Origin of the sequence: Thalassolituus maritimus, from assembly GCF_900156675.1 — a bacterium.
GTDB classification, from domain to species: domain Bacteria; phylum Pseudomonadota; class Gammaproteobacteria; order Pseudomonadales; family Oceanobacteraceae; genus Thalassolituus; species Thalassolituus maritimus.
The window spans coordinates 255,609-280,116 of sequence record NZ_FTOH01000005.1 but is presented as its reverse complement, the minus strand read 5'-3'; the positions used below and the strand labels follow the sequence as shown (position 1 = coordinate 280,116).

The 24,508-nt window shown below is 53.3% G+C and carries 22 protein-coding genes; 4 read left to right on the top strand and 18 right to left on the bottom strand.

What is annotated here, in order from left to right; translation table 11 throughout:
• Nucleotides 1-8 precede the first annotated feature (8 nt).
• The 16 genes from ybaK to BW941_RS09755 all read right to left on the bottom strand — a co-directional run bounded on the left by ybaK (nucleotide 9) and on the right by BW941_RS09755 (nucleotide 16,608).
• Nucleotides 9-485 (bottom strand): Cys-tRNA(Pro) deacylase, encoded by a 477-nt coding sequence (gene ybaK / locus BW941_RS09830; protein ID WP_068441419.1) that lies wholly within the window; start codon nucleotides 483-485, stop codon nucleotides 9-11.
• Nucleotides 482-724, bottom strand: a complete 243-nt coding sequence (locus tag BW941_RS09825) for a DUF1653 domain-containing protein (RefSeq protein ID WP_076515629.1) — start codon at nucleotides 722-724, stop codon at nucleotides 482-484. Before BW941_RS09825 ends, ybaK begins: the two co-directional genes overlap by 4 nt.
• A gap of 22 nt (nucleotides 725-746) precedes the next feature.
• Nucleotides 747-1,466, bottom strand: a complete 720-nt coding sequence (locus BW941_RS09820) for an SIMPL domain-containing protein (RefSeq protein ID WP_076515627.1) — start codon at nucleotides 1,464-1,466, stop codon at nucleotides 747-749.
• A 32-nt stretch (nucleotides 1,467-1,498) separates the two neighbouring features.
• The gene (gene thiL, locus BW941_RS09815; protein ID WP_076515625.1) at nucleotides 1,499-2,452 is read right to left on the bottom strand and encodes a thiamine-phosphate kinase; all 954 of its coding nucleotides are present in this window, start codon (nucleotides 2,450-2,452) and stop codon (nucleotides 1,499-1,501) included.
• Between the two features lie 3 nt (nucleotides 2,453-2,455).
• A complete protein-coding gene (gene nusB / locus BW941_RS09810; RefSeq protein ID WP_076515623.1) occupies nucleotides 2,456-2,917 on the bottom strand; it encodes a transcription antitermination factor NusB in 462 nt (153 codons plus the stop codon).
• A gap of 5 nt (nucleotides 2,918-2,922) precedes the next feature.
• Nucleotides 2,923-3,399: a 6,7-dimethyl-8-ribityllumazine synthase gene (gene ribH / locus BW941_RS09805; RefSeq protein ID WP_076515621.1), complete on the bottom strand. Its 477-nt coding sequence runs from the start codon at nucleotides 3,397-3,399 to the stop codon at nucleotides 2,923-2,925.
• Nucleotides 3,400-3,419: 20 nt separating this feature from the next.
• Nucleotides 3,420-4,535 (bottom strand): bifunctional 3,4-dihydroxy-2-butanone-4-phosphate synthase/GTP cyclohydrolase II, encoded by a 1,116-nt coding sequence (ribBA, locus tag BW941_RS09800; protein WP_076515619.1) that lies wholly within the window; start codon nucleotides 4,533-4,535, stop codon nucleotides 3,420-3,422.
• A 12-nt stretch (nucleotides 4,536-4,547) separates the two neighbouring features.
• Nucleotides 4,548-5,198 carry a riboflavin synthase gene (locus tag BW941_RS09795; protein WP_068443999.1) on the bottom strand — a complete coding sequence of 217 codons (651 nt, stop codon included), beginning with the start codon at nucleotides 5,196-5,198 and terminating at the stop codon, nucleotides 4,548-4,550.
• 1 nt (nucleotide 5,199) lies between these two features.
• Nucleotides 5,200-6,339, bottom strand: coding sequence for a bifunctional diaminohydroxyphosphoribosylaminopyrimidine deaminase/5-amino-6-(5-phosphoribosylamino)uracil reductase RibD (gene ribD / locus BW941_RS09790; protein ID WP_076515617.1), 1,140 nt, complete (start codon nucleotides 6,337-6,339; stop codon nucleotides 5,200-5,202).
• Entirely contained in the window at nucleotides 6,336-6,890 is a 555-nt protein-coding gene (nrdR, locus tag BW941_RS09785; RefSeq protein ID WP_084188817.1) for a transcriptional regulator NrdR, read from the bottom strand. The genes ribD and nrdR overlap by 4 nt, the downstream gene beginning before the upstream one ends.
• 140 nt (nucleotides 6,891-7,030) lie before the next feature.
• Entirely contained in the window at nucleotides 7,031-7,951 is a 921-nt protein-coding gene (locus BW941_RS09780) for a metal-dependent hydrolase (RefSeq protein WP_076515615.1), read from the bottom strand.
• A 367-nt stretch (nucleotides 7,952-8,318) separates the two neighbouring features.
• Entirely contained in the window at nucleotides 8,319-9,218 is a 900-nt protein-coding gene (locus tag BW941_RS09775; RefSeq protein ID WP_245820082.1) for a metal-dependent hydrolase, read from the bottom strand.
• Between the two features lie 196 nt (nucleotides 9,219-9,414).
• Nucleotides 9,415-10,314: a metal-dependent hydrolase gene (locus BW941_RS09770; protein ID WP_076515613.1), complete on the bottom strand. Its 900-nt coding sequence runs from the start codon at nucleotides 10,312-10,314 to the stop codon at nucleotides 9,415-9,417.
• 265 nt (nucleotides 10,315-10,579) lie between these two features.
• A complete protein-coding gene (locus BW941_RS09765) occupies nucleotides 10,580-10,921 on the bottom strand; it encodes a hypothetical protein (protein WP_076515611.1) in 342 nt (113 codons plus the stop codon).
• A gap of 157 nt (nucleotides 10,922-11,078) precedes the next feature.
• Nucleotides 11,079-12,341 carry a serine hydroxymethyltransferase gene (gene glyA / locus BW941_RS09760; RefSeq protein WP_068443992.1) on the bottom strand — a complete coding sequence of 421 codons (1,263 nt, stop codon included), beginning with the start codon at nucleotides 12,339-12,341 and terminating at the stop codon, nucleotides 11,079-11,081.
• A gap of 106 nt (nucleotides 12,342-12,447) precedes the next feature.
• Nucleotides 12,448-16,608: a sensor domain-containing protein gene (locus tag BW941_RS09755; RefSeq protein WP_076515609.1), complete on the bottom strand. Its 4,161-nt coding sequence runs from the start codon at nucleotides 16,606-16,608 to the stop codon at nucleotides 12,448-12,450.
• Nucleotides 16,609-16,762: 154 nt separating this feature from the next.
• On the opposite strand from BW941_RS09755, the gene ettA reads away from it, so the two are divergent.
• The 4 genes from ettA (at nucleotide 16,763) to moeA (ending at nucleotide 20,903) form a co-directional block, all read left to right on the top strand.
• A complete protein-coding gene (ettA, locus tag BW941_RS09750) occupies nucleotides 16,763-18,424 on the top strand; it encodes an energy-dependent translational throttle protein EttA (RefSeq protein ID WP_076515607.1) in 1,662 nt (553 codons plus the stop codon).
• A gap of 110 nt (nucleotides 18,425-18,534) precedes the next feature.
• Entirely contained in the window at nucleotides 18,535-18,903 is a 369-nt protein-coding gene (locus BW941_RS09745; RefSeq protein WP_076515605.1) for a PilZ domain-containing protein, read from the top strand.
• Between the two features lie 69 nt (nucleotides 18,904-18,972).
• Nucleotides 18,973-19,656, top strand: a complete 684-nt coding sequence (locus BW941_RS09740) for a fumarylacetoacetate hydrolase family protein (protein WP_076515603.1) — start codon at nucleotides 18,973-18,975, stop codon at nucleotides 19,654-19,656.
• Entirely contained in the window at nucleotides 19,653-20,903 is a 1,251-nt protein-coding gene (gene moeA / locus BW941_RS09735; RefSeq protein WP_076515601.1) for a molybdopterin molybdotransferase MoeA, read from the top strand. The genes BW941_RS09740 and moeA overlap by 4 nt, the downstream gene beginning before the upstream one ends.
• Nucleotides 20,904-20,988: 85 nt before the next feature.
• On the opposite strand, the gene fdxA is transcribed toward moeA, so the two are convergent.
• Nucleotides 20,989-21,318 carry a ferredoxin FdxA gene (fdxA, locus tag BW941_RS09730; protein WP_068442541.1) on the bottom strand — a complete coding sequence of 110 codons (330 nt, stop codon included), beginning with the start codon at nucleotides 21,316-21,318 and terminating at the stop codon, nucleotides 20,989-20,991.
• A gap of 192 nt (nucleotides 21,319-21,510) precedes the next feature.
• Complete coding sequence (gene mutS, locus BW941_RS09725; protein WP_076515599.1) at nucleotides 21,511-24,090, bottom strand: DNA mismatch repair protein MutS; 2,580 nt, start codon at nucleotides 24,088-24,090, stop codon at nucleotides 21,511-21,513.
• Nucleotides 24,091-24,508 lie beyond the last annotated feature (418 nt).

Genomic DNA, 24,508 nt, shown 5'->3' with positions numbered 1-24,508 from the left:
TAAAAGGCCTATTCTGCCGTAATTTTAGCGAAAATGCCTCTGCTCAATGTCGCCAGATCGTCTGCATGTAACGCAATTTCCAGCCCGCGGCGCCCTGCGCTGATATGAATGCGTGGCAGAGCCTGTGCTGAGGCGTCAATCACAGTCGGAAGCGCTTTTTTTTGCCCGAGAGGGCTGATGCCTCCTACGACGTATCCGGTGGTGCGCTCAGCGACTTTAGGATCGGCCATTTCGGCTTTCTTTGCCCCCACGGCTTTAGCGATGGATTTCAGACTCAGGGTGTTTGAGACGGGAAGTACTGCGACAGCTAACGTGCTTTTATGGCCACTCAGGCTGACCAACAATGTTTTGAAAACACTGTCTGGGGGCAGCCCGAGTTTCTCAGCCGCTTCAAGACCGTAGCTTTCAGCGTTAGCATCATGGCTGTATTCAAGCAGCTCATATGTTATGCCGCCTTTTTTCGCGGCGTTTACGGCAGGGGTCACTCGACGTCTCCGCTGTAAACGCCGATGTAACGAAAGCGCGGTTGTGACCCTTCGGCCGTCGTCACCTGTTCTGTGAACATGGTCAGGGGGCGTACCCAGTGGCTGAAGTCACCGTACAGCGTGCGGTAATGTACCAGCCATTCTTCTGTTTCACTGTGTCGGACCAGCCCAAACACTTCATAGTCGCTACCCTTGTAGTGGCGGTAGCGACCCGGTTGTATCTCGGGTGCTTCGTTCATCTCTGGTATTTCGCTCGCTCTGTCAGTCTTCTTCCATCTCGAAACGGACCTGAACCTGCTGGCTGATGGTCTGCTCCTGAATTTTCATACCGCTGCCGCTGTCTGCTTTGGCAGACCGCATCATCGGGGCGCTTTCCATCATCATAACTGGCTGAGGGAAGTGTGCAGCCTGCTCCTGAATCCAGAGCACGCCAGTCACTTTCTGCCCCAGAGTGGCCGCCATTTCTTCCGCTTTAGCTTTGGCATCCAGCAGGGCCAGGCGGCGGGCTTTGCTCTCGTGCTCTGCGGGCTTATCAAAACCAAGGCTGGTGTTCTGAATACGGTAGCGCTCGTCGATCAGGACTTCTTCAAGAAACGGGCCGTATTTATCCAGCGTACGAAGGGTAATGGTAACAGGGCGAATAACACGGTGACCGATCAGTTCGCGTTTGCCATTGCCCTGATATTCCCATTGAGGGTAATTGCTGATGCGGACTGATTCGATATCGTCTTCGGCAATGCCGTGTTCCTCTGCGACTTTCGATAGTTGCGCGAAAGCATCATCGACTTTGTTTTTTGCGCGTACGACGTCTTTTTCTGTCGCACTGAGTTCAACGGAAAGCGTCAGGAAATCCGGATAAACATCCAGTTCCCCCTGACCGCTGACGTCAATATAAGCGCTGTCACTGAGTGCCGGGGCGCTCATGCTGATGGTAAAAAGAAATGTGCCCAGTACGGCAAGGAATCTGTTGTGAGTATTCATGGCAATCGTCCTGTGTGAATCTCAGAGCAGTATCAACTTCGGAAGTGGGTGTACCCTTCTTTGCTGAATACCAGTAATTCATTATTTTTGTGGACGCAGACATCTGCGTCGCCGGCAGTGACGTTACCTACGATCCGGCACTCGCGTAATCCTGCCGTTAATGCGCAGGCTTCAATGCGCTCGCGGGCATCGGCGGGTGCGGTAAACAGTAGCTGGTAATCGTCACCACCGGTCAGACATTCATGCCAGCGCGGATGTTCCCCATTGACTGCAGTAGGTATCTTCTCGGCATCCAGATTCATCACGACACCGGAAGCATTCGCTATGTGGCGGGTATCCTGAATCAGTCCGTCTGAGATATCGATGGCGGCCGTGGCCAGACTCAGCAGCAGGTGCCCGAAAGACAGGTGAACTCTGGGGTGATAGTAGGGGGCTGTGTCCTGATCGTCTCTTGTCGGGTCCCGGAGGACGTCGTCGAGTATCAGTGCTGCTCCTCCGACCTTGCCGGTGAGCCAGATGTCCTGGCCCGGACGCGCAGCATCGCGTCTTAAGCCCAGTCCTCGTGGCAGCCAGCCTTGCACAGCAATGGTAATGGTCAGGTGTTCACCGTACGTAGTATCACCGCCTAACAACGGCATATTTAACGTATTAGCTGTGAGGCGTAGGCCAGCAGCAAGGTCACGGAGAAACCAGTCTTCGCTGTTGTTCAGTGTCAGGGCGAGATGAAAGCCTTGCGGTACAGCGCCCATAGCAGCAAGGTCGCTGGTGGCGCAGCGCAGTGCACGGCCAGCAATCAGGCCAGGCGGAGCATCAGCAGGAAAATGCACACCGGCAACCTGAGTATCAATGCTCTGGGCGAGTTCCATATCGGCAGGGGGGGTGATCAGGGAGCAGTCGTCACCAATACCCAGCAGCAAGTCGCTCGCTGCCGGGTAACCGGTAGAAAAACAGTCGCGGATCAGGTCAAACTCTGAGGACCGCGCCAAAAGTCAGCCTTTGCCGCCGCGGATTTCCACCATACGCTCACGTTGTGCCAGCTTATCCAGAACACCGTTAACGTATTTGTGACCATCGGTAGCGCCGAAGGTCTTCGCCAGCTCAATGGCCTCGTTAATGACGACCTTGTAAGGCACATCAATACGGTGGCACATTTCAAAGGCGCCTAAGCGAAGAATCGCCAGTTCTACTGGAGTCAGCTCATCGAGACGGCGATCCAGGAATGGCTGGATTTTATCATCCAGGACACTTTTCTCTTTCGGCACGCCATGAAGAATATCGTGGAAATACTCGTCATCCACTTTGCTCATGTCGTTGTCAGTGCGGAATTCGGCTTCGATGTCGCCAAGACCGCTACCAGACACCTGCCATTGATACAGTGCCTGCAATGCAAAGCGGCGTGCTTTACGGCGTGCAGCCGGGCTTGATTTCTGATGGCCAGAAGCTCGGGACATTGTCCTTACGCCTCCATTGCTTTGAGCAGTGCAACCATTTCAAAGGCTGACATTGCTGCTTCTTCACCCTTGTTACCTGCCTTGGTACCAGAGCGTTCGATGGCTTGTTCAATGGTGTCGACAGTGAGAACACCGAAAGCAACCGGGATATCGTATTCCATCATGACAGACGTCAGGCCTTTCGAGCATTCGCCAGCAACAAACTCAAAGTGCGGCGTACCACCACGGATGACAGCACCTAATGCGATCACTGCATCGTATTTGCCAGACGCTGCTGCTTTTTTCACGACCAGCGGAATTTCCACAGCGCCTGGTGCGCGAATAATAGTGATGTTGTCTTCTTCAACGCCATGACGCGTAAGAGAGTCGACAGCACCTTCAAGCAGGCTTTCAACAACAAAGGCGTTCCAGCGGCCAACTACGATGGCGTACTTGCCGTCGTTCGGGGTCAGATTCCCTTCGATTGTACGGATGTGTTTCATAATGATTTCCTGTCGGTCAATTATTCGCTGAATGGCAGATATTCGGTGATTTCGAGATCAAAACCTGAGATGCCACTGTATTTCATTTCAGAGCTGAGCAGTCTCATCTTACGGACGTTCAGTTCGCGCAGAATCTGGGAGCCGGTGCCGATCGTCAGAAAGGCACCGCTGCTGTCTGTGTTCGGGCTACGCATAGGCTTGGCGCGGCCAAAGAAGTTATCAAGAGAGGCGCTGACGTCTTCTTTCTGATCCGCTGAAAGCAGAACCAGGACGCCTTTACCTTCTTTCGCAATGTGCTCCAGAGCAGCCGTCGAAGACCAGCTACCAGACTCACAGGAACGTAGACCAAGGACGTCGCGGATCATGTTATTGGTCTGAACACGAACCAGAGTCGGTTTTTCTGGCTGGACGTCGCCCATGGTCAGTGCGAGGTGTGTTTCGCCCTGAATTGTGTCGCGGAAGGTAATGAGGTTGAAGTCACCAAACTCTGTGTGTGCTTTGTCTTCCGAGACGACTTCAATGGTTTTCTCGTTCGCCATACGGTACTGAATCAGGTCAGCAATAGTGCCGATTTTCAGGCCGTGTTTTTCTGCGAAGACTTCGAGGTCAGGGCGGCGGGCCATGGTGCCATCGGCGTTCATGACTTCAACAATGGCTGCCGATGGAATCAGACCAGCCAGGCGTGCAAGGTCGCAGCCTGCTTCGGTATGACCAGCACGGCTCAGTACGCCGCCTGGGCGCGCTCGCAGTGGGAAGATATGACCTGGCTGGACGATGTCATCTGGCTTGCCCATCGGGTTTACAGCGGCGAGGATAGTTGCCGCACGATCTGCTGCTGAAATACCAGTGGTAACGCCTTCTGCCGCTTCGATAGAAACGGTGAAAGGGGTAGAGAACTTAGCTCCGTTGCCCGCGACCATCGATGGCAGACCCAGATAGTCACAGCGTTCACCCGTCAGAGTAAGGCAGATCAGGCCACGCGCCTCTGTTGCCATAAAGTTGATGATGTCGGGGGTGACTTTCTCGGACGCTACAATGATATCGCCTTCGTTTTCGCGATCTTCGTCATCCATCAGGATAACCATCTTACCATCGCGGATATCGGCAATAATTTCTTCGATACTGTTCAAAGCCATAATATTTCCCGGTTACTTCCAGAAGCCATTCTCAGCGAGAAACGCTGGAGTCAGGCGACTTTCATCGTGTGTTTTTTGTCCCAGAAGCTGCTCGAGGTAGCGTGCAATCACATCGACCTCCAGATGCACTTCTGATCCGGCTTCCAGGTCGGCCAGAGTCGTTTCCTGCGCCGTATGTGGCACAATGTTCAATTCAAATCCGGTTGCAGTCAGCGCGTTGGTTGTCAGGCTGACACCCTCCACGGTCACTGAGCCTTTAGCGGCGATATAGCGACGCAAGTCGGCCGGGACTTCGACGTCAAAGCGGATTGAGCGCGCATCAGCTCTGCGTCCGCGGACAACACCAACGCCGTCGACATGACCGCTGACAATATGGCCGCCCATACGGGTCGTAGGCAGCATCGCTTTCTCAAGGTTCACGCGTGTGCCCGGTGCCCATTGCGCTATACGTGTGTGAGCCAGAGACTCCCGTGATACATCGGCTTCAAAGCCATCGGCATGGGCGGCAACAACGGTCAGGCAGACACCATTGGTTGCAATGCTGTCGCCGAGCTTTACATCGCTCAGATCCAGGCTGCCCGTATTGATCCGCAGGCGCAGATCGCCTTGCTCAGATCGGGTACTGGCTATTTTACCCACTGCTTCAATAATACCGGTAAACACGTCAGGCCTTCTTTGCTGCTGTAGAAGTGTCAGGGCGCAGCGTCAGCCGCAGGTCATCACCGACCATGCGAACGTCCTGCCATTGCCAGCGGATCTGCTGCTTCATCTCACTGAGTGGCAATGATAGCAGTGGCCGCGCGTCACTTCCGAGTAATGTTGGCGCGCAGTATACGATAAGTTCGTCGACGAGGCCTGCACTGACAAAGGCCGCCGCGAGTTTTGCACCGCTTTCGATCAGTACCTCATTGCTGCCCTGAGTTGCAAGGTGACACAAAAGAGCGTCGATATCAGTGTGTTCATCACGTTCGCCAGCCCAATAACTCAGCGCCCCAAGACCAGTATCGCGGTTGATGGGTGATGCTGGAGGCGTGCGGGCAGCAATCAGAATGTCTCCGGGCTTGTCGAAGATCGTAGCCTCGTTACTGACACGGTGAGCACCGTCTACGATGACCCGCAGAGGTTGCCGGCGCAGACCCTCCGGGATATCCAGGCCCGCCTCGTCAGGGCGCACCGTCATGGACGGATTATCGATGATGACGCTGTCGGCCCCGGTAATGACCGCGCAGCTTTGGGCTCTGAGCGCCTGAACATCCCGCCGGGCGGCACTGCCTGTAATCCACTGGCTTTCACCGGATGCCATCGCGGTACGTCCGTCGAGACTCATCGCAAGCTTTACCCGCACATATGGCAGGCCAGTACGCATGCGTTTCATAAATCCAGCATTGATCGCAGTTGCTTCAGGTTCAAGACAGGACTCGACAACCTCGATGCCTGCTTGTCTGAGCATCTCGTATCCGCGCCCGGCAACGCTCGGGTTGGGGTCCCGGACGGCACCAACGACTCTGGCAACGCCGGCCTTAATCAGTCCTTCCGCGCATGGAGGCGTTCGGCCATAGTGGCTGCAGGGCTCCAGCGTAACGTAGGCCGTGGCGCCGCGTGCCTGATCACCGGCAGCGCGCAGAGCGTGAACTTCTGCGTGCGGCTCACCGGCTTTCTGGTGCCAGCCTTCTCCGACTTTGACACCGTCTTTGACAATAACGCAGCCCACGCGAGGGTTAGGGCTGGTGGTGTACAAACCTTTCTTTGCGAGTCTGAGGGCGTCAGACATCCACTCCAGATCTGTGGGCAACAGGCGGCTCATGAGGACTCCTTCTTACAAGGGTCATCAGTTCCGGTCTCTGAGGTCTCTGAAGAAGCGAGCGTTGAGCTCTCTACTGCTTTAACAACGGCAGGAGAGGCTGCTTTCAGACTGATCCGTTCGATTTCGGCACGAAACTCTTCCAGGTCTTTGAAGCTGCGATAAACCGATGCAAAACGGACGAAGGCGACCTCATCCAGCGAGCGCAGCTCGTCCATCACCCATTCCCCTACGTCTCGGCTGGCGACTTCGCGCTCGCCAGTGGCTCTGAGTTTCTGTTTGATATGAGTGATGGCCGCCTCAATCGATTCGATGCTGACCGGGCGTTTTTCGAGTGCACGCTGGATGCCTGAGCGAAGCTTATCTTCGTCAAAGGGTTCACGCTTTCCGTCCTGCTTGATCACTCGCGGCATAACGAGCTCGGCAGTTTCAAAGGTGGTGAAGCGTTCACCACAGAGAATGCATTCCCGGCGCCGACGGATTTGTTCACCGTCAGCCACAAGACGCGAGTCTATGACTTTGGTTTCCGGATGTGCGCAGAAAGGGCAATGCATATTAAAGAGCGGTCCGTTCAAAGAAAAGCGGATAAAAACTGGCCGCAATGGTACTCAGGTTCTACCTTTGCGGCAATAAAAAAGGGCCGCTGATGCGGCCCTCTGACAAGAACGGAATGTTCCGTAAGCTTGTCGGCTGATTAAGCAGCCTTAGTGCGAACGTGAGAAGGGTTTTTGATCTGGTCAGCCAGCATACCACCCTCCTGCAGCATTTTTTCACGCCAGTCGTCCAGCAGCTGAACGGTGTCGTGGTCGTTCGGGTGGAAGCCCGGACGGAAGTAGTCCATGTACTTGAAGAACAACTGTGGGAAGAGACCTTTCCAGCCCCACAGGAACCAGATGCCTTTCAGGTTATCCTTCAGTTTGAACAGGCTACGGTCTGCCCACATCAGGCGAATGTGACCCTGGCCAACAATCGCGAAGAAAAAGATGGTAGAAACCAGCATTGCGAATACGCGGGTGAAGTAACCGCCACCGATCGTCTCGTATACATCGTACGCAACAATCTTGTGTTCGTTTTCTTCCAGCGCGTGCCACATCCACAGCTTCAGGGCTTCTGGGTCCTGAATGTTCTCCTGGTGGCGCTCGTCACGCAGCAGCTGCTCAGCAAGAATTGCTGTGTAGTGTTCAAGCGCTACCGTGATAGCCAGCTGAAGCTTCTTAGGCAGAATTTTGCGACCAAGCTTGAACAGCATGCCCAGTTCTTTATCCAGAGTGTTGGCTGGCAGGCCATGGCGTTCAGCGATGTCATTGAAAGCCGCGTGCTCTTTTGAGTGCATTGCTTCCTGACCGATGAATCCTGACACCTGGTCTTTCAAAAGCTGGTCTTTGATTTCGTGACGGTAGTTCTTCACGGAATCAACGAAGAAAGTTTCGCCTTCCGGGAACAGTGAAGACAGGGTGGTCCAGAAAGTCGTCAGGAATGAGTTGTCCGCGTACCAGTAGCGCTTGGAATCTTCAGAAAATTCGAAATCCATACGGCGCGGCGGAATACCTGCACGCTCACCTGCAGTCATGCGTACCTTGCCAGTTGGGGCAGTAGCGGTTGCTGTAGTAGTCATACGATACACCTGCGTTGGTTTATGTTTGTTGTAGATGTTGTTTTGTTGAGTCTATTAGACGTGGCCAGACTTTCCAGTTGAAGGTATCTCTATGCCAAATTTTACGCGTGGCCGGGGGTGTCTTAAAGACAGGGTTAAGTAAGTTGTGGCTTAAATCACCGTAGCGAACTGATAAACAGGTGTCTAAAAAGCGTGATATCGGTGAAAAACTGTCAAAATATCGCGATATAAGGGGGGTTTTTCTTTGCCAGGGGGGTAAATTACGGCCAAACGGGATTTACAGAAAATAGAAGAATATTTGTAAATCTGCCGGAATCAGGACGATCTTCCTGATTCCGGCGTGTCAATGAGCGGTGCTCAAGCTGACTCAGGCCTTGCGGCTCTTACTGTAGGTCTGTTCTGCCAGCAGACCGCCATCGTTCAGCATGCGCTGGCGCCAGCTCTCCAGCAACGCTTCGGTGTCGTGGTCACTTGGATGGAAACCCGGGCGATAGAAATCGAAGTACTGACGACCCAGGCGAGGGAACAGACCCTTCCAGCCCCACAGGAACTTCAGACCGCGCCAGTTAGCCTTCCAGTTTGTAAGCTGGCCATCGGCCTTCAGCAGTCTCAGGTGCCCACTTACCACAACAACGGCAAACACCAGCGTGCCGATCAGCATCGTACTGACGCGGGTCAGGTAGCCACCACCGACTTGCTCGTATACGTCGAAGGCCACAGTTTTATGTTCGTTCTCTTCCAGTGCGTGCCACATCCAGAGCTTCAGGGCTTCGCGGTCACGGAACATTTCCTGGTGGAAATCTTCGCGCAGCAGCTGCTCAGCAATGATCGCGGTGTAATGCTCAAGCGCTACGGTCAGAGCGAGCTGCATTTTCTTCGGAACGTACTTGCGGATCAGGCGGAACAGCACACCGAGTTCTTTGTCCAGCTTCAGTGCTGGCAGGCCGTGCTTTTCAGCCATGTCGTTAAAGGCTTCGTGTTCTTTGCTGTGAAGTGCTTCCTGGCCAATAAAGCCGGAGACTTCGTCTTTCAGCTTCTGGTCTTTAATATCTTTGCGATAGTTTTTTACGCTGTCTACGAAGAAGGTTTCACCTTCCGGAAACAGAGCAGATAGGGTAACCCAGAATGTCGTCAGGAAGGCGCTGTCGCCATACCAGTATTTCGTTGTTTCTTCCGGGAATTCAAAGTCCATGCGGCGGGGCGGAATACCTGCTCGCTCGCCAGCGGTGATACGTGGAGTTCCCTGTGCTTGTGTCATAGTCGCCATACGAAAACCTGCCTTTTGTTTTCTATATTTTGTAGGGAGCGCATCTCTGTCATCGCGCTATGTCCTACAATTTAGAAGAAGTTCGCGTGTCCAAGAACGTGGCGACGGGGCAACAATCAGTGAATTATGATCAACATAAGAAATGGCCGGAGTAATTCCGGCCATTCATCGCGGGGTGGTTAAGAATACTTTTGCTTCAGGCAGCTTTGGACTTGCTGTAAGTCTGTTCTGCTAAAAGGCCGCCTTCGTTGAGCATACGCTCCCGCCAGTCCTCTAAGAGTTTTACTGTATCGTGATCGTTGGGGTGGAAGCCCGGACGGTAGAAGTCCATGTATTTAAAGAAGAGGCGCGGGAATAATCCTTTCCAGCCCAAGAGTTTCCAGAAGCCTTTGGCGTTATCTTTGATATCGAACAGAGTGCCGTTTGCCCACAGCATGCGCAGGTGCCCCTGGCCAACGAAGACGATAAAGCCAATGGTTGCGACGATCATGGCGAAGATGCGTGTGAAGTAACCGCCACCAATCAGTTCATAAACGTCGTAGGCGACAGACTTGTGTTCGTTTTCTTCCAGCGCGTGCCACATCCAGAGTTTCAGTGCTTCGCGATCCTGAATATTTTCCTGGTGGTCGGTGTCACGCAGAAGCTGCTCTGCCAGAATCGCGGTGTAGTGCTCAAGAGCTACCGTGGTCGCCAGCTGTAGCTTCTTTGGAAACACTTTCTTCGCCAGATCCAGAAGGCCCCAGAGTTCTTTATCGATGCGTCCGCTCGGCAGGCCGTGACGATCTGCCATATCGTTGAATGCCTGGTGCTCTTTGGTATGCAGAGCTTCCTGGCCGATGAAGCCGGAGATTTCATCTTTCAGTTTCTGATCTGTCACCACGTGGCGATAGTTTTTAACTGAGTCGATAAAAAAGGTTTCACCTGCCGGGAAAAGTGCAGACAGCGTGGTCCAGAATGTGGTCAGGAATGCGTTGTCTGCGTACCAGTAGCGCTTGGTATCGTCACCAAACTTGAAGTCCATACGACGCGGAGGAATGCCTGCACGCTCGCCAGCGGTCATTCGAGTCGTGGAAGTTGGAGTCGCTGCCTCAGTCATACTGAAAATCCTGTGTTGTAGTGAGGTTGTTGTAAGTAATCTGAGACTATTGAACAACTGTCTGAGGCGCGAAAGTAAGGGGGAAGCCAGCCAAGATTCTCAGGGTGTGGGGGTGTCTGACGTACGTTTCAGGGGTGATGAACTGACATTCGTAGGATTGGGCCAGTGATGCGAAATCAAAATATGATCTGGATCATTAAATGCTCGTGGCCCAGGCAGGTTATTTCTGGCCAGCTCAAACAGGTTCAGAGGGGCATAGCAGACCCTATGCCGTCTCAGTCAGGGATTCCTGCTGCAACAGGCTGTCTATCGCATATTGCAGACCGGCCTTCGACTTCTGGTAATTGATGATGTGGCCCCAGCGCTCGAACTGGCCAACAGAAAAACCTTCGGTGATGTCGTTGTAATAGATGCAGTGACGCCCGGCGGTCGCCAGAACCCAGAACCCGCAGCCTTCATTACCCCAGGGGTGCTGTTGCCATAATTCAGCGGCAGGGAGTCGGATCGCGTTCCACAAAGGGCGGACCCCCTCTTCCAGCTGGCTTTCGTTATGACTCATCAGGTTGATGAGCTGAACATAGGTGACGGGTTTCCATGAGTCGGACATGCGGGAATCCTCTGTTGCTGGATCAGGTTTCAAGCATGACTACTCTATGAAAACTTTGTGACATATGTGTGACGCTGGCAGAGCACACCAGTGACATGCCTCAATTTTCAGGCATAAAAAAACCGGCCATCTGGCCGGTTTTTCAGAGTTCCAGTGCTTACTTATACACAGGGAACTGTTCGCAAAGGGCGACAACTTTCTCTTTCACTGATGCTTCAACGGCTTCAGATTCACCTTTCTCGAGACCATCGAGAATGTCACAGATCCAACCCGCCAGTTGCGTAGCCTGCTCTTCTTTGAAGCCACGGCTGGTGATCGCAGGGCTACCGATACGGAGACCAGAGGTTACGAACGGTGAGCGAGGGTCGTTAGGCACAGAGTTTTTGTTCACAGTGATGTTAGCGCGACCCAGTGCCGCATCAGCATCTTTACCTGTGTACTCTTTGCCGATCAGGTCAACCAGGAACAGGTGATCATCAGTACCGCCAGAAACGACGTTAATGCCACGCTCGATGAACGTGCTGGCCATTGCCTGTGCATTTTTGACTACCTGAGCCTGGTAGTCTTTGTACTCCTGGCTCATTGCTTCTTTGAAGCACACAGCTTTTGCTGCGATCACGTGCATCAGTGGGCCGCCCTGAGATTCAGGGAAGACGGCGAAGTTGAACTTCTTGTTCAGGTCTTCATCGTCGTTCGCGAGGATCAGACCACCACGAGGACCACGCAGAGTTTTGTGTGTAGTGGTGGTCACTACGTCTGCAATACCGACCGGTGATGGGTATACGCCAGCAGCAACCAGGCCAGCAATGTGAGCCATATCGACAAACAGATAAGCGCCAACTTCATCGGCAATTTCGCGGAATTTCTTCCAGTCAACAACGCGAGAGTACGCAGAGAAACCAGCAACGATCATCTTAGGCTTGTGCTCACGAGCCAGACGTTCAACTTCTTCGTAATCGATTTCACCCGTTTCTGGGTTCAGACCGTACTGAACTGCGTTGTAAACGCGACCAGAGAAAGATACCGCGGCACCGTGAGTCAGGTGACCACCGTGCGCCAGGCTCATACCCAGAATGGTGTCACCAGGCTGGCAAAGTGCGAAGTAAACGGCAGCGTTCGCCTGAGAACCTGAGTGTGGCTGAACGTTGGCGTAGCCGGCACCGAACAGTTCTTTAGCGCGATCGATAGCCAATTGCTCAATCACGTCAACGTGCTCACAGCCACCGTAGTAACGTTTGCCCGGATAACCTTCAGCGTACTTGTTCGTCAGCTGAGAGCCCTGAGCTTCCATAACGCGTGGGCTGGTGTAGTTTTCAGAGGCGATCAGCTCAATGTGATGCTCCTGACGGGCATCCTCAGACTGCATCGCTGACCACAGATCTGGGTCGAAATCCGCTATGTTCATATCACGGCTAAACATCAGGGCTTCCTCAAGTAGGATAATCAGAAATTTTTTGAGGTGCACATTCTACCGCAAAGTTGCGCGCCCCGCACTTGAGAAGGTGTCATATCATCATGACTGATGTTCAGCTTTTGCCAAGATCTTCGATTAATGATGCTTCATCGACGGGTTTGCTGAAGTAGAACCCCTGAACCTCCTCGCACTTTGCCATTTGCAGAAAGGTCAGTTGCTCGGCAGTTTCGACACCCTCTGCAATGATACCCATGCCCAGGTTGTGACCCATAGCGATGATGGTTCGCGAGATCTGTGCGTCATCGGCGTTTTCCGGCAGGTTCTGGATAAAGCTGCGGTCGATTTTCAGGGTGTCTACCGGGAATTGCTTGAGGTAGTTCAGTGATGAGTAACCGGTACCGAAATCATCAATCGCGGTTTTGACGCCTGCGGCGCGTAGCCCCCGCAGCGTTTCCATTGCCAGTTCCACGTCTTCCATCAGGATACTTTCGGTCAGCTCAAGCTCAAGCTGTTCTGGGCGAATACCGGTCCGGATGATGATGTCTTTCACAACATTGAGGAAATCCTCTGAACGGAACTGTCGCGCAGATACGTTCACAGCAATGCGCTCAAGCCCGAGCTGTTCCTCAGCCTGCCAGCGAACAAAGCAACGGCAGCTCTCTTCGAGTACCCACTGGCCAATTGGCACAATCAGACCTGTGTCCTCGATGATAGGAATGAAGGTGCCCGGCGAGATCATGCCCCGAGTCGGGTGAATCCAGCGTAGCAGGACCTCAACACCAACGGCTTTTTCACTGTCGGTGCGGTATTGTGGCTGGAAATAGAGCTGCATTTCGTTCCGTGCCAATGCATGGCGAAGGTCGTTCTCAAGCTCGAGTAACTGGACTGCTTTGCGATTCATTGAGGCTGTGAAGAACTGCATGTTGTCACGCCCCATATCTTTGGCGTGATACATAGCCATGTCGGCATTTTTCAGCAGCTCCATCACACTGTTACCGTCGTTGGGGTATATCGAGATCCCGATACTGGCGCTGATAAAGACTTCACGCTGATTCAGGTTGAATGACTGATGCAGAGACTCAAGAATACGCTCAGCAACAATGATGGCGGTATCTGAAGCCGCGTTATGGCTTGGCTGATCAGCAATCGCAATGGTGAACTCATCGCCTCCCATACGGCAGACAAGATCACGTTGTTTAACGCAATTACGCAGGCGCCCGGCAACCTGTTTCAACACTTCGTCACCGGCAGGATGCCCCATAGAGTCGTTGATCGGCTTGAAGCGGTCGAGGTCGATAAACAGCAGCACCACCCAGAGACCTTGCTTGCGTGCTCGCTTGAGCATGCCATCCAGTGTTTCATGCATCTGGCTGCGATTGGGCAGAGCGGTCAGTGGATCATAATAGGCAAGCTTGTGAATGCGCTCTTCGCTGGCTTTGCGCTCAGTGATGTCGGACATAATGATGATCAGGCTCTGAACTTCGCGGTTCTGATCCCGAATCGCACTGACCCCGGCCCAGCCGGTGCGTATATCGCCCTGGCGGCGCCGATAGGAAATCTCGCCTTGCCAGTAACCATCGACCATCAGTCGCTCACCGATTTTCTCAATCAGGTCTTCTTCGTATTGTTCCGATGAAATCAGGAAGTCGGGAGTCTTACCTGTGACATCCTCGGCCGAATACCCGGTGATATGCTGGAAGGCGCGGTTGGTATTTGCGATCTTAAGTTTCTGATCTGTGATCAGAATTGCTTCGTTGCTGTTCTCGAATACTTCGGCTGCGAGTTGCAGCTCCTGCTCAATACTGCGGGACTCGGTGACATCCCGGCAGATACCCAGAAGCCCCTGAAGTTCGCCTTTGTCGTTCCACAGCAGGCTGGCTTGTAGCTCCAGAAGTACGCGACTGCCATTGCTGGCCGAGGCATAGAAATCTTCCCGAATGACGGTACTGCGGCGCTTGGCTGTCTCCGGACTGTTGATAGCGATTTGTATCTGGTGTTGTAGTGCTTTGCCTAACCGTTTGAGGTCGGGCCGTGAGAAAATTCGTGCAACTCCACCATTCACCAGGTCTTCGGGCTGATAACCCAACAGGCGTTGTACTGAGGTGCTTACGAAGTTGAAATTGAGCTGGGCGTCAGTGGCCCAGACGATGTCATTCATATTCTCCGCCAGCAGGCGGTAGCGGCGTTCACTCTCGACGATCTGTTCCTGCTTCTCAATGTCTGCGGTAACGTCTCTGCCGGTGCCGATATAGCGCTCTACTTTTCCGTAGCTGTCATAGGTGAACGGCGTATCACGGAACTTAAGTACCCTGATTTCGCCGTCGGCATTGAGGAAGCGGGCGGTGGTTTCAATGGTTTGGCCATTGATGGAGTTCCTGATATTCCGTAGGCCGTCTCTGCAGCGAGCAAGGTCGTCTTCAATCACATAATCCATCCAACTGCGCTCGATGTACTCACGACTGTCAGGAAAACCTAAGAGTTGCGCGACGTGGCGGTTGGAGAAGATAGTCTTCTGCTCAAGCCGGTCATTGACGTCGAGGACGTAGACAACATCGGGCATCGCTTCCATCACGTGCATCCAGAAAGCTTCACGCTCGCGGATCTTCTCGGTTGCCTGCTTACGCTCTGTGATATCCAGCATGGTCAGTAATACCTGATGGCTGGAGCTGGTGCGGAAGCTGATGCTTGCCCAGATATCGATAGGGCGACCACTGCGGTCACGCAATGTGAGTTCGCATTCGTTCTGCTGCAGTCGGAGAGATTTACTGCTGGTCAGTGCCTTCAGAAGTGGGGTCAGGGATTCTGGGTGGCGCTGATAGTGAGCACCCATCGCTTCTACGGTATCAAAGTCACCCAGTTGCAGTGTGGCTTCGTTTACGCTGACCACTTTCAGGGTGTCGGCAGTGCCGTCGAATTCACTCAGATCAAGGAGGCCGTGCGCGATACCGGCCTCTTCGAACAGAGCTTTGTATCGGGTTCTGCTGTGTTCTAAGGCGGCTTTGGCCTGCTCTGATTCAGTAATATCCCGGAGTAACCACACGTAGCCGCTGACTTGTTTGTTGTCGTACAACATCTGCATTTTCTGCTCAAGAATATGCTTTCCGTCGGCATGCTGTACATGCATAACGCGCTGGTCAGGTTTCAGGCTCTCTATCGCTTCTGGTGCAAGCCCTCTGTTCCAGAGGGCATCGGGTGCAGGCCAGATATCGGTAAGTGGCATGCCGAGTACCGGGTCTGGTTCTGTACGACCAAGCAATGACAATGCTTTGGGGTTCAGGTAATCGATGTTCCCTTCATGATCCGTAGATATAAAGGCTTCATCAATGGAGCGAAGCACTCTGTCGGCACGGCGTTCGGTGTCTTCTGTGGCTTTCTGGAGAGCCACAACAGCCTCGCCCTGTTGGCTGAGGTAGCGACGCAGAACAATCAGAAGAATGGCGAAAACGATAAGGAAAGTGGCCGGAATCCGGATGCTTTCTATGAGTTGTTCTTTCCAGTACCCCTGAATAGGCAGAGCAAGAATGTCCCATGGCGACATTGGGATACTGTCACGATAGAGAATGCTGTTTGTTTCTTCCTCAGTTAACAGAGTCGGGTGCAGTGTGTCTGAGTAAAACTGCTCGCGGATGGATACTGTATTATCCCGACGGTCGAAAAGCACCATTTCAAAACCATTGAAGCCACCTCTGAAAATAATCTCAGAAAGATGACTGTAAGCACGTCGTGACACCATAATCATCGGGCCATTGCTGGTGTTGAAGCGTGTGCCAACGTAATAACCGCCCAGATGGCTGTAGCGTAATGAGAAAATGGCCTTATCCAGGCCCTGTGAACGTAGTTCTTTTTCAATATCGCCGGGCTCGGTGGGGCTGAGCAGGCTGCCGTAGTGGTTAAGCACCTTGCCATTCTGATCGGTGATGAAAAAGCCTGTTGCGTTAAAAATCGCGGCGCTTACGTGTCCCCAGAGGTCGTCCGTGTCTGCAGCTGCCGGGCGGTTTGCATAGACCTCAAGCTGGTCGCCGTAGCTGCGCGTGAATATCTGGTTTGCATGGAGACCGGCCTTGATAATCAGTTCAGACTGACGTTTGTAGTGGTCAAGTGTCCGCTCAACATCAATGTTGTACGCGTGCCTTGCGTTCTGCCATTGCTGCCAGCTCTGAAAACTGAGAACGACGGTCAGAAATACAAAACTCAGCACAAACAGGGGCGTGTTCGCCCGGTTCGTGGCGGCTGAGTGAAATTTAGCCTCTGGGGCTCCATGATGCGGGAGCATGTAAAGCGGTGTCCGTTAACGACTGATTATGGTTATTAACCTTAGTCATTGTCTGTCACCTTAACAACCAGAGGCCCTTCATAATGGGCTTTATTTGCCTTTCTATGGGCTTTTCAGTAGCGTTGCGGCGAAATACATTGCGGAGGCGATGCCCATGGCACAGTACGTATTCACTATGAACCGTTTAGGTAAGATTGTTCCACCTAAACGACAGATCCTGCGTGACATCTCATTATCCTTTTTTCCTGGCGCCAAAATTGGTGTTCTGGGCCTGAATGGCGCGGGTAAATCAACCCTGCTCAAGATCATGGCAGGCATCGACACCGATATTATTGGTGAGGCTCGCCCTCAGCCTGATCTTAATATTGGCTACCTTCCTCAGGAGCCGGAACTGGACCCTGCGAAAGACGTGCGTGGTAACGTTGAAGACGGCCTCAGTGAGCTGATGAATGCCAAGGCCGAACTGGAGCAGGTCTACGCAGCGTATGCTGAGCCGGATGCTGATTTTGATGAGCTGGCCAAAAAGCAGGGCAAGCTCGAAGCCATCATTGAGGCGTCGGACGGCCACGATGTTGACCGCCAGATGGAAATTGCCGCCGATGCTTTGCGTCTGCCGCCTTGGGACGCTGACGTCACCAAGCTGTCCGGTGGTGAGCGTCGCCGCGTAGCCCTGTGCCGCCTGTTGATGTCCAAACCAGACATGCTCTTGCTCGACGAGCCAACCAACCACCTGGATGCGGAATCTGTCGGTTGGCTGGAGAAATTCCTTGAAGAGTACCCTGGCACTGTTGTGGCGATTACCCACGACCGTTACTTCCTCGATAACTGTGCGGAATGGATTCTTGAACTCGACCGTGGCCACGGTATTCCGTATCAGGGTAATTACACGACCTGGCTTGAGGCGAAAGAAAAGCGCTTAGAGCAGGAGAAGAAAGAAGAAGAGGCACACACCAAGGCGATCAAGCACGAGCTGGAGTGGGTGCGTAAAGGCGCTAAAGGCCGTCAGGCGAAAAGCAAAGCCCGCCTTGCACGCTTCGAAGAGATGAACTCACGCGAGTTTCAGAGCCGTAACGAAACTAACGAGATCTATATTCCACCGGGTCCGCGTCTCGGCGATAAGGTCATTGAGTTCCATAACGTGACCAAGTCTTTTGGTGATCGTGTGCTGATCGACAACCTCGATTTTACTGTGCCACCGGGTGCGATTGTCGGCATCGTCGGCGGTAACGGTGCGGGTAAGTCGACTTTGTTCCGCATGATCGCTGGCACTGAGCAACCGGACTCTGGTGAAGTGGTTATTGGTGATACCGTGAGGCTGGCGTTTGTTGAGCAGCTGCGTGATGAACTGGATGACAGTAAGACCGTGTGGGAATCTATTTCTGACGGCCTCGACATGCTGGATATCAACGGCAAAGAGTACCCGAGCCGCGCCTACATCGGTCGCTTTAACTTCAAGGGCGGTGATCAGCAGAAGCGGGTTGGAGAACTGTCAGGCGGTGAACGTGGTCGTTTGCAGCTCGCCTATACCCTGAAACAGGGTGCTAATGTGCTGTTACTCGATGAACCGTCAAACGACCTTGATGTCGAAACTCTGCGTGCACTGGAAGAGGCCATTGATGCCTTCCCGGGTACTGTCATGGTGGTGTCGCACGACCGTTGGTTCCTGGACCGTATTGCAACGCACATCCTCGCGTACGAGGGCGACTCCAAGGTGACCTTCTTCGACGGTAACTACACCGAATATGAAGAAGATCGGAAGAAGCGTCTGGGCAGTGATGCTCAGCCTAAGCGTATGAAATATAAACGTTTAGCCTGATAGTTCGGTCAGGTCGCTGAAAAGTGACCTGACTGGAATAAATCGCATTCGCGAGCTTGCGGTTTCGCCATAACAGGCTAAACCTGTTGTATCCCAAACAGGAAACAACCATGGAACAACGACAAGCAAAGCGCGTTCACCTGTTTCAACGGGTTCAGGTAGACGACGGAAATCAGAAGCTTGAAACCTTCTGCCTGGATATCAGTATGCGAGGCATTCTGCTGGTTATTCCGGAGAACGTTACCTGGCAGCTGGAGCAATCGCTGAAGATCAGCCTGACGCTCGAAACTGGCGGCATTATTGACATGGATTGCTCCCTTGTTCATATCGATGACGACGTTGTCGGTTGTGCCTGTGACTCAATGGATTTTGAGAGTCAGGAAACCCTGCGCGGAGTGCTGGAAAGCAGTCTCGAAGTGCCTTCTCAGGTGAACCGAGAATTGGCAGAACTGATCTCGTTCCCCGGTGGTAAACGCTGATAACCTGGCCTGATTCGCGATAAACCCCGGCATGTTATAGTCGGGGTTTTACGTTGTAGCAGGTTTATTATGTTCACCCCTTCCCTTGATGGTGCGCCGTTTTCTTCGCCGGTCGGTAAGATCGTGTGCGTCGGTCGTAACTATGCGGCCCATGCCGCAGAGCTGAATAATCCCGTTCCTGATACCCCTGTCTTATTTATTAAACCTGCTGATGCGGCCTGTGATCTGCAGGCTCCGTTAAGTATTCCTCTGTCTCAGGGCGATGTTCATCACGAACTCGAAGTGGCTGTGCTGATTGGGAAACGTCTTCAGAAAGCCAGCGAAGCTGAAGTGTCCGGCGCTCTTGCCGGTGTCGGTCTCGGCCTGGATTTGACGTTGCGGGATGTTCAGTCCGTTTTAAAAGGGAAGGGCTTGCCATGGGAGCGTGCAAAAGCGTTTGATGGTTCGTGCCCTCTGAGCCCATTTGTATCTGCGGCGCGGGTATCTGACTGGCAGAACCTGAATTTCTCTTTGCTCCGCAATGGCGTTCAGCAACAGTCAGGCAACAGTGCCGATATGCTAAACCCTGTACTGTCCTTAATTGCTCATATGTCTCAATCTTTTACCCTTAATCCGGGCGACGTGGTCATGACGGGCACACCTCCCGGTGTCGGGCCTCTAAACGTCGGGGATTCTCTCGAACTGGCGTTAGAGGATTGGATTGCAGTAACCACTGAGGTTGTGAGCCCGCAAGCTTCGGAGAAGAGCCTATGAACCTTTGTGATAAACCGGGTTTAACACCGGTTAATGAAGCAATTGAGTATCTGTTGTCGCAGGTAACTCCGGTGACTGAAGGCGAGCTTTGTCCGTTGGAGCACGCATGCGGACGGGTTCTGGCCGAAGATGTTATCAGCCCTGTGAATGTTCCCCCTGCGGATAATTCAGCGATGGATGGGTACGCGGTCAATCCGGGTAAGCTTGAGAGCGGACGCACTCCGATCGGCCTTTTCCGTCAGCGTGGCATTGTCCTGGCTGGTGAAGTATTTGAAGGGGTACTCAGTGCTGGGGAATGTGTCCGCATCATGACCGGAGCCGTTGTTCCCGACGGGGCGAAGCTGGTGGTGATGCAGGAAAATACTGAGGTTGTGGATGCGGGTGTGCGGGTCGACAATCCTGAGTCTTTTCGCCACGGCGATAATATTCGTCGTGCCGGAGAAGATATTCGCCATGGAGACGTCGTGCTGAAAGCAGGGCGGCGCCTGACGCCTGCTGATTGTGGATTACTGGCAAGTATCGGTATTGCTGACGCGTCGGTTGTCCGGCCATTGCGGGTCAGCCTGCTAACGACCGGCGATGAGTTGATTGCCCCCGGTAATAACTTGCCTGCCGGTAAAATTTACGAGAGTAACTCATTTGTATTGCGCCCGGTTCTCAATCGATTAGGAGCTGAGGTCTCGTTGGTTACCGCGGTCAGCGATACGCTTGAAGCCATACAGGAAGCGTTGGAGACAGCCGCAGCGGATGCCGACATCATTATTACCAGTGGTGGTGTTTCCGTCGGTGAAGCGGACTTTACCCGTACGGCGGTCGAAGCGCTCGGGCAGCTTGATTTGTGGAAGCTGGCGATGAAACCGGGCAAGCCGCTGGCGTTCGGACGTATCGGTAAAACACTTTTTCTTGGCTTACCGGGTAATCCGGTATCGGCCCTGGTGACATTGCATCAGGTAGGGCTGCCTGTGTTGCGGAGTCTGGCGGGTGAGATTGTCAGGCCACCGATTCGTATTCCTGCCATCGCCAGCGAGCGCTTAAAAAAGCGGCCAGGCCGGGCGGATTATCAGAGAGGTGTTGCTGAACTGCATGACGCTGGTCAGTGGCAGGTGCGCAGTACAGGGCAGCAGGGCTCGGGAATTCTGAGCTCCGTCAGCAAGGCAAATTGTTTCATTGTTCTTGAGCAGGAGCGTGGCCATGTTGAGCCTGGCGAGACTGTGATGGTCGAAATGTTCGATCAATGGCTCAGCTGACATCGGATATAGAGCGCGAAGAAAACAAAAAGCCCCGGCAACACGAGTTACCGGGGCTTTTTTATGGTCAGGGCAGGCCGGTATATCAGCGTTCCAGATACTGGATCTTGTCTGGTACGCCATCCCATTCTTCTGCGTCTGGCAGCGGATCTTTCTGCTCAGTAATGTTGTTGTCTGCCCACTCTTCAGACAACTCAGCGTTGAGCTCAATGTACTGCTCCTGACCTGCTGGAACTTCATCTTCAGAGAAAATGGCCTCTGCCGGGCACTCTGGTTCACACAGTGCGCAGTCAATGCACTCATCCGGGTGGATTACGAGGAAGTTCGGGCCTTCGTAGAAGCAGTCTACCGGGCAGACTTCAACACAGTCTGTGTACTTACACTTAACGCAGTTATCGGTTACGACGAAGGTCATCTGATCTTCTCCTGAATCATTATTCGGGGCTCTTTGGCCCTGCTAAATATCGGGCTCATCGGCCCTGCTTATCACGGTTGCGGGTATTCTAGGTAGTCGGCGATGGTCAGGCAAGGCGCCGGGTCTTCTTTTGTTGGGGAAAATTCGGGAGACACCGTTCGGTTATACCGAACAATGCTCCAGATTTGTCCTTTATATCAAATCCTTCAATGCGTAAACCAGCTCCAGTGCCTGCCTGGGTGTCAGGTCATCCGGGTTGACCTTAGCGAGTGCCTCTTCGGCTGGCCCCGGTCCACTGGCGAACAGGTCTGATTGCATAGGCGCTGGTTCAGCGCTACGCCCAGTTTTGGCGGTAACGACAGGCGTTACCGGACTCGTTTGTTGTTCGAGTTGCGACAATTGTTGGCGGGCGTTGGCGATAACCGCAGGAGGAACCCCCGCCAGCTGTGCAACCTGCAAGCCATAGCTCTGGTTAGCTGGGCCCTCTTCGACACTGTGCAGAAAAATGATGCGCTCATCATGTTCGGTGGCTTTCAGGTGAACATTAATCGTATTGCTGTACTGCTCTGGCAGAGCGGTCATTTCGAAGTAATGCGTCGCGAACAGCGTAAAGGCTTCCGTATTTTCGGCCAGATGTGCGGCTGCCGCCCAGGCCAGCGACAGACCATCAAAGGTTGAGGTGCCTCGCCCGACTTCATCCATTAACACCAGACTGTCCCGCGTCGCGTTATGCAGGATATTGGCGGTTTCAGTCATTTCCACCATAAAGGTAGAGCGACCACCCGCGACGTCGTCGGCTGAGCCCATACGGGTGAATATGCGGTCTATGGGGCCGAGTTTACAGAACTCAGCCGGTACGTAAGAACCGATGTGTGCCAGTAGAGTGATCAGTGCCACCTGACGCATATAGGTCGATTTACCGCCCATATTCGGACCGGTAATGATCTGCATGCGGCGTTCGCCATCGAGGCTTGTATCGTTGGCGACAAACGGGTCGGTGATCAGCGATTCGACCACAGGATGACGCCCCTGACGGATGTCGACGACACTCTCATCAACCAGTTCAGGCGCATTGAAGCGCAGCGTTTCTGCACGCTCAGCAAGGCAAGTGAGTACATCCAGTTCTGACAAGGCCGCCGCGGCGACCTGCAGTGGGATCAGATCTTCGGCGAGGTCTGTCAGCAGGGCATCGTAGAGCATTTTCTCTCTGCTCAGTGCGCGTGCTTTGGCACTCAGTGCTTTGTCTTCGAATTCTTTCAGTTCAGGGGTGATAAATCGCTCGGCGTTTTTGAGAGTCTGTCGGCGGATATATTCAGTCGGTGCTGAGTCAGACTGTGCCTTGCTGATTTCAATGTAGTAACCGTGTACGCGGTTGTAGCCTACCTTTAAGGTACTGATCCCCGTCCGTTCACGTTCACGCTCTTCCAGTTTGACCAGGTAGTCGCCTGCGTTCTCACTGAGGGAGCGCAACTCATCGAGTTCAGCGTCGTAGCCTTCGGCGATTACGCCCCCGTCACGAATGACGACCGGAGGATTGTCGATAATCGCCGCTTGTAAGCGGCTGACCCATTGCGGAAACTCGGGGGCACGCTCACAGATATCTGCCCCCAGAGGAGCTTCCAGCTCGGATAGTCGCTGACGGATATCCGGAATAACCGTAAGGGCATCACGCAGCCGCGCAAGGTCACGAGGGCGGGCGGAGCCCAGAGCCACACGAGAGAGAATACGTTCAATATCACCGACCTGCTTCATATGCTGATGCAGATCTTCATGCGCGTATTGTTGCAGGCATTGTGCGATCAGGTTCTGGCGCAGCCCCAGAATAGAATGGTCGCGCAGCGGGCGGTTCAGCCAGCGGCGTAACAGACGGCTGCCCATGGCTGTCGCAGTTTTGTCGAGCACCCAAGCGAGCGTATAGAGACCGTCGCCTTTTTGGTTGATGTCGATTTCCAGGTTACGGCGGCTCGCCGGATCAATGATGATGGCGTCGTCAGGTTGCTCTACCGTTAAGGAGCGAATGTGGGGCAGGCTGTTGCGTTGTGTTTCCTGCGCGTAGTTGAGCAGGGCGCCTGCGGCACGGATCGCTGTTTTCATACCTTCGCAGCCAAAGCCGCGTAGGTCGCGGGTTTTTAACTGAGTTGTCAGCAGGCGCAGTGCCGTATCGGACTCGTAATGCCATGGCGCTTGTTGGGTGGCACCGGCACGATTGGCTACTGGGTCAGGAAAAATCTGATCTTCGGGCAGCAGTAATTCTGCGGGTCTAAGGCGCTCAATTTCCGCCAGTAGAGCATCTTCACCATCCACCTCAAAAACACTGAAGCGGCCGGATGAAATCTCAAGAACGGCGATCCCGTGCCGTTGCTGGTGAGAGCACACAGAGACAAGCAGGTTGTCCTGATGTTCATCGAGCAGAGCTTCGTCGGTGAGAGTCCCCGGCGTTAGTATGCGCACGACTTTTCGTTCTACAGGGCCCTTGCTGGTGGCCGGGTCGCCAACCTGTTCGGCGATAGCAACTGAGACCCCGTTTTTAACCAATTTGGCGATGTAGTTTTCTGCTGCGTGAAATGGCACACCGGCCATTGGAATGGGCTGTCCACCGCTTTGCCCCCGAGCGGTCAGCGTAATATCGAGGATCTGTGCGGCACGCTTGGCGTCATCGTAGAATAGCTCGTAGAAATCGCCCATACGGTAAAACAGCAAGGTGTCCGGAAATTCAGACTTAATCTTGAAGTACTGCTGCATCATCGGAGTATGTGAAGACGCCTTGCTCATTCCTGTTGTTCCTTGGGCTTGAGGATGAAGGCGGATTGTACGGGAAAGCCTTTTGATTCTGAAATACGTTGGTTGCACACTGCGTCCGATTGACTGTAAATCAGCGGTAAATGCATGTAACGGGAATGTAACTAAATGCGTTTTCAGGTATAAAGATGCACTTCAGAAATCTGTACCTCTCAGAGACTTATTGTCCGCGCGGTTTGCTTCAGTGTTGGCTTTATCTGGAGTGAGTAAGACACGTTTTTTCACGGTGATGTCAGATGGTCTGAAATGACAGCTTGTAAAGATGAAGACGGATCATCGCTTTGCCATGACAAGCTACAATTATGGAAATCAAAATAATACCGCCGACCAGATGCTTTTACGTGCATTCGTCAATTCCAGGGATGTTGGCAGTATTCTAATTATTGAGCAA

What these genes read in the sequence shown, in the direction of transcription:
- BW941_RS09820 (WP_076515627.1), bottom strand. Translation starts at nt 1,466, where the DNA reads ATGAATACTCACAACAGATTCCTTGCCGTACTGGGCACATTTCTTTTT.
- BW941_RS09755 (WP_076515609.1), bottom strand. Translation starts at nt 16,608, where the DNA reads ATGCTCCCGCATCATGGAGCCCCAGAGGCTAAATTTCACTCAGCCGCC.
- mutS (WP_076515599.1), bottom strand. Translation starts at nt 24,090, where the DNA reads ATGAGCAAGGCGTCTTCACATACTCCGATGATGCAGCAGTACTTCAAG.
- BW941_RS09765 (WP_076515611.1), bottom strand. Translation starts at nt 10,921, where the DNA reads ATGTCCGACTCATGGAAACCCGTCACCTATGTTCAGCTCATCAACCTG.
- BW941_RS09745 (WP_076515605.1), top strand. Translation starts at nt 18,535, where the DNA reads ATGGAACAACGACAAGCAAAGCGCGTTCACCTGTTTCAACGGGTTCAG.
- ribD (WP_076515617.1), bottom strand. Translation starts at nt 6,339, where the DNA reads ATGAGCCGCCTGTTGCCCACAGATCTGGAGTGGATGTCTGACGCCCTC.
- nrdR (WP_084188817.1), bottom strand. Translation starts at nt 6,890, where the DNA reads ATGCATTGCCCTTTCTGCGCACATCCGGAAACCAAAGTCATAGACTCG.
- glyA (WP_068443992.1), bottom strand. Translation starts at nt 12,341, where the DNA reads ATGTTTAGCCGTGATATGAACATAGCGGATTTCGACCCAGATCTGTGG.
- BW941_RS09740 (WP_076515603.1), top strand. Translation starts at nt 18,973, where the DNA reads ATGTTCACCCCTTCCCTTGATGGTGCGCCGTTTTCTTCGCCGGTCGGT.
- ettA (WP_076515607.1), top strand. Translation starts at nt 16,763, where the DNA reads ATGGCACAGTACGTATTCACTATGAACCGTTTAGGTAAGATTGTTCCA.
- ribBA (WP_076515619.1), bottom strand. Translation starts at nt 4,535, where the DNA reads ATGGCTTTGAACAGTATCGAAGAAATTATTGCCGATATCCGCGATGGT.
- BW941_RS09770 (WP_076515613.1), bottom strand. Translation starts at nt 10,314, where the DNA reads ATGACTGAGGCAGCGACTCCAACTTCCACGACTCGAATGACCGCTGGC.
- BW941_RS09775 (WP_245820082.1), bottom strand. Translation starts at nt 9,218, where the DNA reads ATGGCGACTATGACACAAGCACAGGGAACTCCACGTATCACCGCTGGC.
- ribH (WP_076515621.1), bottom strand. Translation starts at nt 3,399, where the DNA reads ATGAAACACATCCGTACAATCGAAGGGAATCTGACCCCGAACGACGGC.
- nusB (WP_076515623.1), bottom strand. Translation starts at nt 2,917, where the DNA reads ATGTCCCGAGCTTCTGGCCATCAGAAATCAAGCCCGGCTGCACGCCGT.
- fdxA (WP_068442541.1), bottom strand. Translation starts at nt 21,318, where the DNA reads ATGACCTTCGTCGTAACCGATAACTGCGTTAAGTGTAAGTACACAGAC.
- BW941_RS09780 (WP_076515615.1), bottom strand. Translation starts at nt 7,951, where the DNA reads ATGACTACTACAGCAACCGCTACTGCCCCAACTGGCAAGGTACGCATG.
- BW941_RS09825 (WP_076515629.1), bottom strand. Translation starts at nt 724, where the DNA reads ATGAACGAAGCACCCGAGATACAACCGGGTCGCTACCGCCACTACAAG.
- moeA (WP_076515601.1), top strand. Translation starts at nt 19,653, where the DNA reads ATGAACCTTTGTGATAAACCGGGTTTAACACCGGTTAATGAAGCAATT.